The 16,156-nt window shown below is 47.9% G+C and carries 9 protein-coding genes and 1 tRNA gene; 5 read left to right on the forward strand and 5 right to left on the reverse strand.

Features of this window, described 5'->3' with window-relative positions; translation table 11 throughout:
• Nucleotides 1–320: 320 nt before the first annotated feature.
• The 4 genes from N836_RS72865 to argC all read right to left on the reverse strand — a co-directional run bounded on the left by N836_RS72865 (nt 321) and on the right by argC (nt 10,898).
• Nucleotides 321–3,689, reverse strand: coding sequence for an EAL domain-containing protein (locus N836_RS72865; RefSeq protein ID WP_161634928.1), 3,369 nt, complete (start codon nt 3,687–3,689; stop codon nt 321–323).
• 488 nt (nt 3,690–4,177) lie between these two features.
• Nucleotides 4,178–8,380 carry a DEAD/DEAH box helicase gene (locus tag N836_RS45055; protein ID WP_023071207.1) on the reverse strand — a complete coding sequence of 1,401 codons (4,203 nt, stop codon included), beginning with the start codon at nt 8,378–8,380 and terminating at the stop codon, nt 4,178–4,180.
• A 141-nt stretch (nt 8,381–8,521) separates the two neighbouring features.
• Nucleotides 8,522–9,526: a DUF1350 family protein gene (locus N836_RS45060; protein ID WP_023071208.1), complete on the reverse strand. Its 1,005-nt coding sequence runs from the start codon at nt 9,524–9,526 to the stop codon at nt 8,522–8,524.
• A gap of 400 nt (nt 9,527–9,926) precedes the next feature.
• Nucleotides 9,927–10,898: an N-acetyl-gamma-glutamyl-phosphate reductase gene (gene argC / locus N836_RS45065; protein ID WP_023071209.1), complete on the reverse strand. Its 972-nt coding sequence runs from the start codon at nt 10,896–10,898 to the stop codon at nt 9,927–9,929.
• Between the two features lie 185 nt (nt 10,899–11,083).
• Between argC and N836_RS0137175 the strand changes: the two genes are divergently transcribed.
• Entirely contained in the window at nt 11,084–12,571 is a 1,488-nt protein-coding gene (locus N836_RS0137175) for a serine/threonine protein kinase (protein WP_023071210.1), read from the forward strand.
• A 90-nt stretch (nt 12,572–12,661) separates the two neighbouring features.
• Nucleotides 12,662–13,141, forward strand: coding sequence for a hypothetical protein (locus tag N836_RS45070; RefSeq protein WP_023071211.1), 480 nt, complete (start codon nt 12,662–12,664; stop codon nt 13,139–13,141).
• Nucleotides 13,142–13,196: 55 nt separating this feature from the next.
• Here the strand turns inward: N836_RS45070 and N836_RS45075 are convergent, their stop codons facing one another.
• Nucleotides 13,197–13,997 carry an ion transporter gene (locus N836_RS45075; protein WP_023071212.1) on the reverse strand — a complete coding sequence of 267 codons (801 nt, stop codon included), beginning with the start codon at nt 13,995–13,997 and terminating at the stop codon, nt 13,197–13,199.
• A gap of 275 nt (nt 13,998–14,272) precedes the next feature.
• On the opposite strand from N836_RS45075, the gene sipA reads away from it, so the two are divergent.
• From sipA to fba, 3 genes are all read left to right on the forward strand, one after another.
• The gene (gene sipA / locus N836_RS45080) at nt 14,273–14,500 is read left to right on the forward strand and encodes a regulatory protein SipA (RefSeq protein WP_023071213.1); all 228 of its coding nucleotides are present in this window, start codon (nt 14,273–14,275) and stop codon (nt 14,498–14,500) included.
• A gap of 87 nt (nt 14,501–14,587) precedes the next feature.
• Nucleotides 14,588–14,659, forward strand: a tRNA-Lys gene (locus N836_RS45085).
• 247 nt (nt 14,660–14,906) lie between these two features.
• Nucleotides 14,907–15,980, forward strand: a complete 1,074-nt coding sequence (gene fba / locus N836_RS45090; RefSeq protein WP_031291803.1) for a class II fructose-bisphosphate aldolase — start codon at nt 14,907–14,909, stop codon at nt 15,978–15,980.
• Nucleotides 15,981–16,156: the final 176 nt, after the last annotated feature.

Below are 16,156 nucleotides of genomic sequence, written 5' to 3' on the forward strand. Positions count from 1 at the left end.
TCAGTTCATCAGCTGTCCGTGATGAGATTTGCTTGTGAGTCATTAAAAACCCTTCCCAAGCAGGTCCGTAGAACTACTGACGTGTGGAACTTTCAAGGCTGGCACAGTTCTATTTAGCCAGTCAGGCAACAGTCCTGAAAGTCATCATCACTAAACTAATGAAGGCAGCTCATGGCCTGAATTCAGAACAGGCGTACTGAGTTTGGTCGACAATTCAGTCGCTAATATCGACTACGAGATAGCGCATAAAAAGGACATCCAGACGGCCCTAGAAAACGGACTTTAACCCATGGAACAACAGCCCCCGTAGCCCCAAAGTCTTAACACCAAAAAGATGGGCGACTGATGGCATACCCCTGGACATAATCGATACCAATTGTTTGCATCTTGGTTAAGATTGCGTCATTTTCTACCGACTCCGCAATGATCTGTAAACCCATAACGTTGCCAATTCGATGGATAGACTCAACAATGGCCTCAGTGGTGGAATCAGACGTAATATCTCGAATAAAACCACCATCGATTTTGAGAAAATCAACCGGCAATGCCTTGAGGTAGGCAAATGAGGACATGCCACTGCCAAAATCATCTAAGGCAAAGCAACATCCTAAACGGCGCAAGGCTCGAATAAACGAAGTTGCCTGCTCAAAATCAGCAATTGCCGCTGTTTCTGTAATTTCAAAACAGATGTGGTCAGGCGGCACATTAAACTTGGCAAATTGGGCAGTTACAAATTCAAGAAACTGCTCATCATTAAGACTCGTACCGGAGAGATTAATACTGTAGAGTATTTTTTCAACGCCTTCTTGCAATAGCTGTTCCAGATTTTCTAGACAGGTTTGAATAATCCACCGATCTAACATCGGCATCAAGCTATATCGCTCTGCTGCTGGAATAAACTCTACTGGAGCAATGCTCTCTCCTGAGTCATTTAGCATACGTACAAGCACCTCGTAAAAATTAATAGCTGTCCCCTCGGGATTAAGTGTTTGAGTAATTTTCTGACGATAAAGACAGAAGCGATTATTCTCCAATGCTTGACGGATAACAATACTCCAGTGTCGTTCTTGCCGTTGCTGGCTTAATTCGACATCATTTTTTTGATAAATCTGAATGCGATTACGACCTCGATATTTAGCTGCATAACAGGCCGCATCTGCCGCACTCATCGCGGCAGTCGCTGTAGTGCTGGTCGAGTCTACGACAACTAAGCCAATACTGACACCGACACGAAAGATTTGATCTTGCCAAATAAATGGATAATCTGCTATCTCCTGACGTAAATTCTCTGCAATATTGACCGCCCGATCAAGGGGACATTGGTTTAGTAAAATACCAAACTCATCACCGCCTAGACGTGCCATGGTATCGGCTGCTCGGATGTGTCGTTTAAGCAATCGAGCCAACTGCCGTAACAGCTCATCTCCAGCTAAATGGCCGCTGGTATCGTTGACTACCTTAAACTGATCTAAGTCTAAATAGCAGAGCACATGGTGCTGATTTTGCTGTACTGTCGTTTGCACTACGTTTTCAAGCTCGGCCTCAAAATAGCGACGATTATATAGCTCAGTCAATGCGTCATGGGTGGCTTGCCAGCTTAGCTGTCTTGCCATCAGGCGCGACTGGGTCACATCGTGAAAAACCATCACTACTCCAATCAATTGACCAGTTTTGTCTCGAATCGGTGCAGCAGAATCTTCGATGCTAAATTCCTGGCCATCTCTTCGGATTAGAATCGTGTGATTAGCTAACCCGGTGACGATTCCTGCTGACAACACTTGATCTACGGGGTTTATGGCAGGTTGTCGAGTCGTTTCGTTAACAATTTGAAAGACCTCGGTTAAAGGCAATCCCCTAGCGGTTTGGGTTGTCCATCCTGTCATGGTCTCAGCAATGGGATTGAGGTGATTCACCCTGCCACTGGCATCGGTGGTAATGACAGCATCACCAATGGAATCCAACGTAACCTGGGCCATTTCTTTTTCGGCTTCTAGTTCTTCCTCCAGGTGTTTGCGCTCAGTGATATCGGTGATGGTCCCTACGTAACCCGTCAGGGCTTCTTCAGCATCATACTCAGCCACAGTCTGCCCAAACACCCAAGTTACAGTGCCAGCAGGTGTTTGAAAGCGATACTCAGACTGGAAGGTCTGATTTGCTTGGGCAGCTTGGTACCATTCTTGAGAGACGCGGGCTCGATCGTCTGAATGAATTGCTACAGTCCATCCTGGTCCTAAGGCCTCCTCTGATGAGATACCAGCAATCTCACACCAACGTTCGTTCACATATAGACAATCGCCCTGTTGATTCGTACGAAAAATCCCTACAGGAGAAGCTGCTGCTAGACTGACATAGTGATTTCGACTTTCTGCTAGATCGATTTCTATGCGTTTACGATCGCTAATATCCCGTCCTTCTGGAATAATCAAAATCACCTCACCCGAGTCATCTACGACTGGAATCAGTGAAAAATCAATGGTGATGATTTGATTATCAGCCCCCAGGACATCGACCTCATATCGAATAAATTCACCTTGAGCCGCTCGCTCGATACTCTCGCGGAGTTGGGTCTGAGTTGCAGTAGATAAGCTCCACCAGAACGCCTGCCAAAACGGTAAGTTGATGACATCTTCTCGACGTAGACCGCCAAAATTCAATGCAGTCTGATTAGCTTCGAGCAGCCTACCGTCAGGTGCTAGCAAACCAATAAACTGAAACGTATGGTTAAAAATTGCCCGAAAACGAGCTTCACTAACTTGTACCTGCTGCTCTAATCGAGAGGTTTGTGCCCGCAATAGCTCCAAACGCTCATCCTGTAATCGATTTAGCTCTTTGCTAAGAGTTTGAATAGTATGGTACATCTCTACCGGATCAAGCGATAACAAGATACTGGTTTGGGTCACAATCCCAACCAGAACACCATCGTCAGCAACGACTAATCGGCGCACATGCATAGCTTGCATACGTTGCTGGACAGACCATAGGCTATCTTGAGAGCTAACACACTGCAGCGGGGAACTCATCACAGCCTGGGCGACGAGATCAGACCAGTCGGCATTTTGAGCTTGCAGTTTAACAATGTCCCGTTCGGTGACAATACCAATGGGCCTCTGACTAGCTGATAAATCATTAGCCTCAGCAATGACGACACAGCTGACCCGATAGGTGGCCATTAGCCTGATCACATTCAATAGTTGTGCATCAGGAGTAGCCGTTACAACACGGGTTGACATGACTTCATTTACCCGCCGTAGACGCAATAGATCAGTAGCTTGCAACGATTGACGTAAACTCGTTTGTGTCACAACACCGAGAAGCTGACCGCGGTCGTTTAGTACTGGTAAATGGCGAATACGGTGCTGCCTTAGCAGAGCAACTACATCAAATGGACGCTCTAATTCTGCAGAAGAAATCGTGATGACATTGCGAGTCATCACATCAGCCACTACAAAAGCATCTAAATCACTTCCCTCGGCGATAATTTTAACAACATCACGTTCCGTGAAAATACCTCGGAGCTGCCCTCCTAACATCACTAGACAATAGCTGGCCATGGGAGGCGTCTCAGCTGCTTTATCTGTATCTTGCTCTGTATATCCCTGGGACATCCGTGTCAAAACCTGACTTAAGGAAACATCAGGCTCTACGATGAGAGGAGTTTGATCAAATTCAACCCGATCAATGAAACTCACAGGCGATGGAGTAAGGGGCTCACTACTCGGGGGCTCTATATTCATCAGATATATCAATCAAACATACGTTTAAAAGCACGTTGAACAGCTGATAGCTGTTCTACGAATAAACAAGTTTGTGCACCGTGCATCAGCTTAAAGACGGCTGCAGGAAGAACCTCTTTTGAACCGATTACAACACCATTACAATTACGCTACATACTTCGCAAAAACGTCTAGAGCACAATTATTTTCGCCGACAAAAATAAATTTACGATACCTGATTCAAGGGAGTGATCAATGTAAATTTACTCTTTAAATAATCTGAGAGTTCGCCTATCTTACTCAAGATACACCATATCTCCTGGGCGCATAAGTACGTACCCTAACATCAAGAATCTCCAAAGACTAAAGCAGTGTTTACAAAAGTCAGTTCGTCTGTTACACGAATTAGTGCCGAATTAGCTAGGTAGTAATCCGACTAGCGGATCGACCGTAGTCTGGCTATCTTATGCCTCACTCATCAGTTCCAACAGGGCTGCCGTGGAAAGCTTACCGCTCATATCAGCACCTTCTAGAAGACTGTCGGCTAAATCGCGTTTTTTGTTGTGTAGTTCAACAATTTTTTCCTCAATTGTATCTCTAGTTACCAATCGATAAATTGTCACCGGACGGGTCTGACCAATACGGTGGGCCCGATCTGAGGCCTGGTCTTCTACCGCTGGGTTCCACCAAGGGTCCATGTGGATCACGTAGTCAGCCGCTGTCAGGTTAAGCCCCGTCCCTCCAGCCTTGAGACTGATCAAGAATACATTCCCTTCTCCTGACTGAAAGGCATCAACCCGCTGCTGGCGTTGTTTTGCTGGTGTGCTGCCGTCCAGATACTGATAGGTGATTTGCTGCTCGTCTAGATACTGGCGAATAATCGTCAGGTGATCGACAAACTGGCTAAATACCAGAGCTTTGTGCCGATTGCTGAGGAGTTCTTCAAGCACCTCGCCAAATAACTGGAGCTTAGCGCTGGTAGGAGCCGCCTTTGGCATAATCAGCTTGGGATTGCAGCACATGCGTCGTAGTCGGGTGATTTCAGCTAGCACCTGTAGATGTTTGGCTCCGGCTTTGGCATCGGTTTGAGTTAGTTTTGCGATCGCATCCCGTCTTAAGGCCTCATACAATGCTTTCTCTTCAGCACTTAACTCAACATGGAGAGTAATCTCCGTACGCGAGGGCAGCTCATCTAACACCTGAGACTTCGTACGCCGCAACATAAACGGCTGAATTAATTTCTTGAGTCGCAGACGCGCCTGTTTATCCTGATAGCGCTCAATTGGAGTCGCAAACCGTTCATTAAATTTCTCTAACGACCCCAACAATCCAGGATTAATAAATCGGAACAGATTCCACAATTCTCCCAAGTGGTTTTCAATTGGGGTCCCGGTGGTCATCACCTTAAACCGACCTTTAAGCTTCATCGCCGCCTGGGAACGCTTAGTGGCACTATTTTTGATCGCCTGAGCCTCATCCAACACGATGGTTTGCCAGTCTACCTCCGCCAGCAGTGCCGCCACATCTGGCTGCTGCAACAGTCCATAGCTGCACACTAACAAATCAAACTTACTCAGCTGATCAACCACAGCCTGACGATCGCCACTGCCCAACTGCATCACATTCAGAGTGGGTGCAAACCGCTGCGCCTCGTTAATCCAGTTAGCCCCCACACTAGTAGGAGCCACCACCAGAGTTGGCCCTTCAGGTGCCCGCAACAAAATTACAGCCAGTGCCTGCAGCGTTTTACCCAAGCCCATATCATCAGCCAGACAAGCACCCACACCCCAATGGGCCAACTGCGCCAACCATTGAAATCCTTCTTGCTGATAGTCTCGTAACTCCGCCTGGAGGGTGGAAGGAATCTCTGGAGCAATGGTTTGTGCTTCTTTAAGCTTTTTAATGTGAGACTTCCAGTTTTTATCGGCTTTTAGCTGCCCAACTTCATCTAGAGTCTCTTCTAACGCCAGAGCTGCGAGAGGATGAAACCGCGCTCCCTGACCGTGCCGCTCCGCATAAGTTCGAAATTCATCCAATCGTTTACGAAACGCCTGGGTCAATGCCAGAAACTGACCATCGCCAATGGGTACAAACCGGCTGGATGTTTGGTCTAACAGCGACAGTAAAGCCTGCATATCCATCACACTGCCGTCGTCTAATTCCAACTCTCCACTGACGGAAAACCAGTCTTGTTCCTGTTTAATATGCAGTCGCCAACCGTCGATGCCAGCCTTGTTACGAATTTGCAGTTTTTCACCTTCAGGCCACTCTAGAACAATATCTTCTTCTACAGCTTCAAGCTGTAGCAACAGCTCTAAACAGGTGTCTGGTTCATCTAAAATCCATTCTCCCTCAGCTTCTTCACCTAGCTGTAACGCCGGACAAGCCTGTTGAATATCTTGGGCCAACCGTTTTTCCATCGATAAATCACGGGTCGCTTGGGAGCGTTTGCCATCGATCTCAGCAATTACCGTCTTCCGCCCCGTACCCGGTGGATAGTACGCGCCAGAATTCGGAAAGGGTCGGGTTAACATTGACAGTTTGAGTCCGTCACCAGCTGGCATCAGGTGGATATGGGGTTTGGCATCCGCCTCAATGGTTTCAACATCATCCATATCACCCCCAATATCGGAGTGAATTGTCACCAAACTAGACACCGACTGAATTGCAGCCAACACCTGTTCATGACCAGCAGCAGGCACCGTTAGCTGATTGCGTTTACCCAAAATCTCGGCAATGCGTTGGTGTTCGGCATTGACTTCTAACACTTTTACCCGAGTGGGTGTTTCCTTAACCAAAGTGATGCCATCACTAGGGCTGATGGCAGGTTCCATTCGCAGTGTGAGTGTACCATCCCCTGCCTGTTCAATCACCAGCTCTGGCGTAGCAGCAACAATCTCTACACGCACCGTCGGAGAGTCTTCCCAAAATACTAGAGGATGTCCCACCAAGGCCTTAATCGCTTCACGATTGAGGGTATATTGAGAGCCAGAATAGTAGTCATACTTAATATGGTTGCAGGCCTGGAGGTCCTGAGCAGTGAGATAATCAAATTCTGCCGCATTTTTAGCCAGTCGGCTCAGGGCAATCACACGCCCTTTGGTCCAGGTTCCTTTAACGCTCAGTTTTTGTTCCTTGGGTTGCAACAACCAGTGTTTGGTATATAAGGTCAAAAACCAGGCTAAACGTCGTTCGGTTTTTGGACTGGCATTAGTAGCCGCACCTGCTACGCTGGTCAAGGCTTTTAAGCTAATTTCCCAGGTACTCTGGGGCTCTAGAGTATCGACAATGGAAATACCAGACCGCTGAGCAGCCCATTGCCTATAGTCACTATCGGGGAGCAAACGTCCTAAAATTTCAGCGGCCTCGACAGCAAACCAATCAAACCCCGCTTCTTCAGCTTGCTCGGCAAACAATGCCAGAGGACGAGGCACCACAGCTCTAGCTTCGTCTAGGTCTAGCCAGTAGAGGCAGAGCATACTAAAAAACATGCCAAAACTGTCGTCTGAATCAGTGCCATAACATTCGATCAGCTCTAACAGCCTCTGACGAGCAGAGAGTTGTCCCTGGTGCAATAAGGTGATCTCATGGAGCAATGTGTAAGCGTTGCTTAAGTACCCTGAATTTTGCATCAGTGGGGTACTAATAGCCACAGCTTGTTTTAGATGTTTTGGGTCCCTTGATTTAAGCAAGGCCAGCATATAAAACAGTCCAGCAATGCCACCAATGACCGCTTTTTTATTGAGCTGTTTACGCGCCAGTTTAGTGGCCGTTGCATAGTAGTCTAGCGAGAGGTTAGTGTCCCCCATCAGTAGCGCGAGAGTGCCACGCAACGCCGTCCCATAAATCTGAAATTGTTCGTCAACAAGACCGTCTAGGATGGTTTCAGCCTCGGCAAACTGATTACGCAATAGGTATTGCTCCACGAGCAATACCTTGAGTTCACTTAACCCCTCAGTATGGTCTTCTAATAGCTCTAATAACTCATCAGCAGGTTCTAATACAGCTGTTGCCCTCACTAACAGCATTTTCAACACCATAGCGTAGTGTTCAGTCGGCAACTGACGTAGCCAATCAGCATCAAACGGGTTGTTGGCTACATCCAGGAGAAAATCTTCTAGGGCAACGGGATTGGCGTAGTAGTTATAGTTGCTATAGTCAAGAAATAGCTGAGGTAAGGCGTCAAAATTCTCTTCATAAAGGGCTAGACGAGCCTCACGGTATAGTTCATCCTTAGACCGGCAAATGTGACGGATGCGATTAGCTCGACCGCTGTAATGACGACCAGGATGGACGATGTTCTTAACGGTCTGAAGCATAGGTGCAAAGCTGTCTGACGTCAGCAGATCCCGAGTAACGCTTTCCACAACTAGGGGATTACACTGGGGTAGCTGTCCCGCACCATAGACCAGTAGCTGCGCCTCAAGCAGAACAGCAATCTGGGGTCTGAGATTACTGGGGGTGATTTTTTTGCCAGTCTTGGTGGTGATACCCACATAGTTCAGGGCGGTAGCGACGTTGGCAATACTGGTGGGGCTGTAGAAGATTGAGAAGATTTGGACAATTCTTTTGCGTAAAGACGTTTGCTGCTTGTAGAGGCTGAAAAGTTGCGATCGCAGCTCTTCCACCTCTATCAGATCTACATCATCATCCATCCAGCTACCCATCTGAATCCCCGGTATGCTCGCATAAACCCCTCATTATATTAGTTATGGCGAATCAATGGGGTAGCTGAACTGCAGCGATCTCAGCAGCCCAGGCCACCAAAATGGAGCAAGCTAGGCAGAGATCAATCAGGAACTCAGGGTTCAAGCAGCGAAGCGACGTCTAGCAGGAGCCGCACATTTAGTCTGGCGGGATGATGCAGATGTCTTGCGCAGGCAATGGAGCAGCGCCAGGGATTTGAATTCCAGGTCACGGCAGTTCAAAGGTTGGATAAATTTATCCAAAGGATTGAAGTCAACGACCAGCTGCCCCAGCTGAATACCAACTGGTTCTAGATGATTGCCCTTGAGCAACCGTCGACGCAGGTGAGGCTGTTCTTGCATCAGCTGTTGACAGGCATTGGCAGTTTTGCGATCGCGCGCAAATTGAATCAGTCCCGTCAGATGAAATAAACGGCTGTATTCAACCAACTGATGGGTTTGCTCAACGGTGGGTGATACCACCAGCCGCTGATTGGCAACCAGCTGCAATAGCTTGACCAGGATAGAATCTGTGAGCGCCGGGGCCAGCAACAAAGACGTTTGATGCATAATCGAAGGCTGACCATAGTCAACACACCGCCCAGTTAGCTGCTGGATACGTTTTTCAACTAATCCTAGGCGATGGCCCAGCAAAGACAGTCCTTGCTGAATTTCTTGTAGCTGCGGTCTATCTGATCCCACCTGGTGAAAATACGTCTCTACTTCCTTCGGTGCAGCACTCAACAGTTCTAGCAGGATTACATACTTGCAACCTAGACCGTGGCCTATCCATGTATAGTTAGCCGCATCCAAATAAACGCTGGGGTCATATCCCTTAGCAATAGCCAACTCCACCAGTGATGCCCGTAGGCCATAGTGTTCATCTAATAGATCGATGGCAACTGACCAATGGTGCAGGGTAGACCGAAACGGAAACGCAACAACGGTATAACCAGCAGCAAAGAGACTTTTTAGAAAATGACGGTAGGTAATTGTCGGAAATTTACCCAAAACGCCACTACCCACCAACTGAATAACTCCCTTAGGTTGAGGATGAAGGGCAACCCAACTGTGGGAACACGGCACAAACTGGAGCCGAGCGGCATGACTAGGGAATGATAAAACCATAGCAATTTAACGTATAGAAAGACGCCTAGAGCCGCAGTCGATTTTTAGGGCTTTTGATCCTTACCCGATCATCATTCATAATTCCGGACAGTCCGCCAAAACTACTGAATTTTCAGTAATTTTGCGGTAGGAGTACACAAAAGGGTACTACCCAAATCCACTGTTGTTAGGCCACAGTAGCAACAGCTTGCATCAAGAGTGAAACAGTGCGTGGCTGGTCTGACCATATCAGTCGACTCAGCTATGACCTTTGCATCAGGGTTGGGAGTAATTGTTCTCCCCCGTAATCCTCGCCATGGCGAGAATCGGTATCTCCACAGTGGGAATAAGTCTCTAAGTGAGGAGTCGCTAGTGTACTAGCAACTCCTCTTTTGTCTGCACCGGCATCAGGTTTCCATGGCTAGACTGCTGGACTCAGGCCTGTGTGCTCCGGTAGCCCCAGCATAATGTTCATATTTTGCACAGCAGCCCCTGAAGCCCCTTTGCCTAAATTATCTAAGCGTGCGGCCACCAATGCCTCGTGGGTATCATCGTTAGCAAAGACGAACAGTTGCACCTGATTGGTTCCATTGGCAGTTTTAGTATCGAGAAATTTGCGATCGCGCAGTCCATCCATATCATCGAGGGCATTCACCTGCACAAATGGTTCTTGGGCATAATAGTCAGCCAGCGCATTATAGAGCTGCTGCCCAGTAGGCGGCTGTGTCAAGGTCCAAAGCGGCAGCGGCATTTGCACAAGCATCCCTTGCTCAAATGCCCCCACCGCTGGCAAAAACAGGGGTGCATGGGCCAGCCCAGAATATTGATGCATTTCTTGTACGTGCTTGTGACCAAAGGTCAAACCATAAACGCCATAGGGATACAACGGTTCCGATGTACCTCGATAACCTGCATAGACTTCGATCAGCTTGCGACCGCCGCCGGAATATCCAGAAATAGCATTAATGGTTACTGGAAAACTAGCGGGAATCAGTCCAGCTGCAACTAACGGTTTAATCACCGCTAGAAAACCGGTGGGATAACAGCCTGGATTGCTAACGCGGTGGGCTTTTGCGATCGCATCCCGCTGACCCGGTGCTAATTCTGGAAACCCATACACCCAATCCGAGTGAGTACGATGGGCTGTACTAGCATCCAAAATTTTAACCGTGGGGCTGGAGATCAGCTTTACCACCTCACGGGCCGCTGCATCCGGCAAACACAAAATAGCCACATCAACAGTATCAATTAGCCGCGCCCGTTCCGCCACATCCTTACGTTTAGCAGGATCAATACTGACAGTTGTGACATCCTCGCGCTGGGCTAAACGAGCATAGATCTGTAGTCCAGTTGTACCTGCTTCACCATCAATAAAAACCCTCGGCTGAACCATGGGGCAACTCCCGATAACTCTGTTAAACCATGGGTGTCATTTTATCGGGCTATGATTCGGTAGGCGATGTCCATTCTCATAGGTCAATGGTTGTCACAAGAGCACTACAAGGAGATGCCTCTACCTCGCTACCAAGACTCAGCAAGCGGGCACTCTGAGCAATAAGCGACACCATCAACAATACAATGGCTTCCCCCAGAGTGTTACAAACCGCTCCTCGACTACGTAATCGCTACAGTATTCAACAAAATCTAGGAGCACGACTTGGCCGTAGAACCTTGCTAGGCTATGACCATAGCTGCAACAACTGGGTGGTCATCAAGTATCTATGTTTTGACGATCCTATTCAGACCACAGACGTAGCCCGCTTTCATAAAGAAACGGCCGTGCTCAAAGTTCTAGACCATCCAGCGATTCCAAGCTACTGCGACAGCTTTGAAATTAATCACCATGGCTATCGCGGTCTGATGCTGGTGCAAAACTATATTGAGGGTCAATCTCTCTATGCCCTACTCAACCCCAGGAGAGTTTTTACTGAATCAGAAGTGCGCCAGCTAGCCTGCCAAATTTTAGAGATTCTTGATTATCTGCACACACAACACCCCACAATTATTCACCGCGATATCAAACCGAGTAGTTTTGTCCTCAGCCCATACGGTAACTTACCCCTGGGAAAGATTTATTTAGTGGATTTTGGTTTGGTACAGCACTCGGATGATACAGAACATACCGCAGATCTGCCTATTTTGATCTCGGGGACTCCTGGCTATCGGCCACCTGAGCAGCTGGGTGATCGAGCTGTACCCGCCAGCGATCTCTACAGCCTCGGGGCCACACTAGTGCATCTTGCCACCGGACAACATCCACACACATTACCTCAACGGGGACTACGGATGTTGTTTTGCCAAGAGCTAGGACATATGAGTCGACCGTTTAAGTCTTGGTTACGCTGGCTTACTCAGCCTCAACAACATAAGCGACCAGTGTCCGCCAAGGCCGCGCTAAATGGGTTAGAACAAGCCGACAAAATCTTTGCTTCAACTCACTGCCGATTTCCTCGCCTACCAGGTCAGCATTTCCAGCAAACTTCGTCAAAAACAACCATCCCAGCCAACGCTCAGTTCAAGATTTTTGAGTATAGTCAAACCCTAGAGATGTTATTTCCGCCTTTAGGTTGGAAAAACAAAGCATTTTGTCTAGGGCTTCTCCAAACAGTCATCGGTGCCGCCGGAGTTGCCCTTGTTTTCCAAAATTTGCCAGACCTCTGGCTACAGCTAACAGATTTTGCCCAGCGACTACTGACCATTATGATTAGCCTGGGCTGGATTCAGCTTAGTCTTTGTTGCGCTCAGCGAGGGCTCAAGACGATGCTAACCACTGTTTTTCAACAGGTGAGTATTCAGCTTTTGCCAGACATTATGCTGCTGGGGTATCGCTTTCCCTGTCGTCCGGTGGATTATCAGATCAACACCTACAAACAAGACATTGAAGACATTGATCTCCAGCCGGGGAGTTCTACTATCACGTTCCGTTTGCGTCAGAACCGTACCACCGTTGGCACACTGGAGCACAAACTTGCAGCCCAGGATCTCGGAGTAAGCCAGACAGATATCAGCTGGATCAACGATATCTTACAGCTTTGGCTGGTGCAGTCGCCTAGGAGTTTAGCGTAAACGCCGCAACGAAAAGGGCGTAAACAGTACAGAGAAATAAAGGATCGCTTTCACCTAAACTATTTTCAATTCAATATCTCATTTGCCCCCATGCCTCAGTTTGCTACTGTCCAAGACCAGCGCTATGCCCAGGCACTGATGCAACCTGCCTTGATTCGCATTATTGACAATATTCGTAAACAGTTAGACGTGTCTGAGTGGACTGGCTCTTATCGCGATGATATGAGCTGGCCAACTGAGGCAACCCCTGAGCAGCAGCAGCAATACTTATCTCTGCAGGAAATGCTAGAAACAGCTACACCTGAGGAGTATGACCAAATCCAAGCAGTTCTTGCACAACTGCCAGTTCCTGAACACTCCTATATTCTCTGCCTCAAAAAGCAGGATCAGCAGCAGGAGATGGATGTTTGGCAACTGTGCTACCGGCTTTGCAACAGTGTAGATACTAGCGATGGCCCGATCACCATAGATATGAATTTGCTTAATCTGGAGATTGGGGATGTGGATTGGATTGCCTTAGACCAAAAGGCTAAGCATTTGGTAGAAGAGGCATTTCGGACGTTGGGATAACGATCTATGGGGCAATGAGTTTTGTGCAAGTAGGTAAGTCATCACCACACTGTATTTATGCTTTTGAAGTCTCCTGCACCTCAGGTAAGCGTGTGCCGCAACGCCGACAGTAAATGGCATCGTTTTCATGTCTGGATAAACCACACTGGATACAGCGCAGGGTATTGACGTTCTGCATGCGATTAATGTTTTGAATCAAGCTGCCTACCTGGGTGGGAATCAGGGCAATACCTGTCAAAATCATCATAATTGTGAGGGTGCGTCCCGCCTCGGACACGGGGGTAACATCGCCATAGCCCACGGTGGTCATAGTCACCACCGCAAAGTACATGGCGTCCAGAAACGTACCGAATACCTCGGGGTGCACCGGGTGCTCCACTTGAAAGATGGCTCCCGAGTAAATAAATATAATGGAAACCAGGGTAAAAATGATGCGGGCAATGATCAGTCCTTCCCGCCCCAGCCAGTGCTCCTCTTCTAAAAAACGAGCTAGTTTGAGAACACGCAGCCAACGGATCAACCGTAGCAACCTGGTATCAAAAAATCCAACTAATACGGGCAAAATTGCGACTAAATCGACGATTGCATAGGGGCTAATGGCATAGCGCAGGGGGTGTTCAGCCGCCCACAACCGCACTCCATACTCGACTAAAAAGAGTATCAGGATTAACCAATCGAGTATGGCTAATCCTGCACTCACATTCGCTGACAAAGAGTAGGTTTCGGCAATAAACAATCCGGCTGAAATGAGAATCAGGGCTGCGATCGCAATATTCACCCCCAACCCCAGACTTGTTTCCGCCTCCTCTAGCTCAGCGCGTATGCGCAGTTTCAGCGTCGCCACCGGATCTCCCATTGTGTATAAATCAAATCTATTAGAAACAAGCTATTCTCTTGAACAGACTTATCAGTAATTACCCTAAAACCTAGACTAATATCAATCCTTAAACTGTTTATAAATCAATTATTGAATGCCATTCAGTCTCAATTCAGCGCCCTAACAAAAGGACGGCAAACCCTATAGAAAGGGAATGTACGAATAGAGATAATATTCTTCAAAAAATATTGCTTGCTTTGGCATTTGTTTGTAGATGCTATAGGCTGGCAATAAATTTTCTATAGGTTCCCCTTATGGTCGACAAGCTATTCACGGTCGGCGATCGTGTCACCGTGACCACCCAGCCGCCCTATCTGAAAACCGCTGACCCGATGCCGATGCTGCGCCCTCCAGATTTAGTCACCCTGGGCGAAGAAGGGATTGTCATGGAGCAAAAGCCCGGTGGTTATTGGGCTGTCAGATTTGAGCGCGGATCCTTTCTGATTGATGGACGTTACATTGACCGGGTCCCTAACTCGTGACCCGTCAGGCATTTTTCGAATTTTTATTCAAATTAGGAAACTATCTGTTATATTGAATAACTGTGTTTGAGAAGCGTTCTTCAACACGGGTTGCTAGCTCAGCGGTAGAGCACTCGGCTTTTAACCGATTGGTCCTGGGTTCGAATCCCAGGCGACCCATTCAGAGAAATTTTAGGGACGTTCCATGGAACGTCCCTAAAATTTAATTTTCCTCAACAAAGGAAATAGCAAAGTTATCTATTCCACAAAGTCATTTCGTAGATGCTGTTATCCTTAATGAAATACTCAGGTTTTAGAAACAACTCGTCATAAGTTCGGAGTTGTGACCTAATATTGATGAGTAGGGATACCTATTCGACCCTTTAATTAAAGCTGCCAAAACGGCGAAAAGTACTAGGAGGATTATATGGCGCTTGTACCTATGCGGCTCTTGCTGGACCACGCCGCTGAGAACGGCTACGGCATTCCCGCTTACAACGTTAACAATATGGAGCAGATCCTGGCTATTATGCAGGCTGCTGATGAGACTGATAGCCCTGTAATTCTACAGGCTTCCCGCGGTGCCCGTAAGTACGCTGGTGAAAACTTCTTGCGCCACCTTGTTTTGGCGGCTATTGAGACATATCCACATATTCCTGTGGTTATGCACCAGGATCACGGTAATAGCCCTGCGACTTGCTACTCTGCTATTCGCAACGGCTTTACTAGCGTTATGATGGACGGCTCCTTAGAAGCTGATGCCAAGACTCCCGCTAGCTTTGAGTACAACGTTAACGTCACTGCTGAAGTGGTTAAGGTTGCTCACTCCATCGGTGCCAGTGTTGAAGGTGAGCTAGGCTGCCTGGGCTCCTTGGAAACTGGTCAAGGTGAAGCTGAAGATGGTCATGGCTTTGAGGGCACACTCTCCCACGATCAGCTACTGACTGACCCCGACGAGGCTGTTCAGTTCGTAGAAGCTACCCAGGTTGACGCGCTAGCAGTTGCCATTGGGACTAGCCACGGTGCTTACAAGTTCACCCGTAAGCCCACTGGCGAAATTCTAGCCATCAGCCGCATTGAAGAAATCCACAAGCGTCTGCCCAACACTCACCTGGTCATGCACGGATCTTCCTCCGTTCCCCAGGAGTGGCTAGACATGATTAACCAGTACGGCGGTCAGATTCCTGAAACTTACGGTGTACCTGTTGAGGAAATTCAGAAAGGTATTAAGAGCGGTGTTCGCAAGGTGAACATTGATACTGATAACCGTCTGGCTATTACAGCTGCTATCCGCGAAGCAGCCATGAAGGATCCTTCCAACTTTGATCCTCGCCACTTCCTCAAGCCTTCCATCAAGTACATGAAGCAAGTTTGCTCTGATCGCTATCAGGCATTTGGTACTGCTGGTAATGCTTCTAAGATTAAGCAGGCTGGCGTTGAAGTGTTTGCAGCTAAGTACGAAGCTGGCGAGCTGGATGCGAAGGTTGCTGTCGCTGTTTAAGTAAGTGATGGTTTGGTTTAGCTAAAAGCGTTAATACGTGATTAGAAAAGGGGATGGCTAGTAGCCATCCTCTTTTTTTATTGGCTGAGAAGCGCTAGCGACTAACCCTCCCAGGAGGTGTGCCTGAGGCGGGGTGGGTTAGCCATTGACACTAGTCACCGGATTTCCGACAAAAC

This window comes from Leptolyngbya sp. Heron Island J (genome assembly GCF_000482245.1).
Taxonomy (GTDB): Bacteria; Cyanobacteriota; Cyanobacteriia; order Phormidesmidales; family Phormidesmidaceae; genus Leptothoe.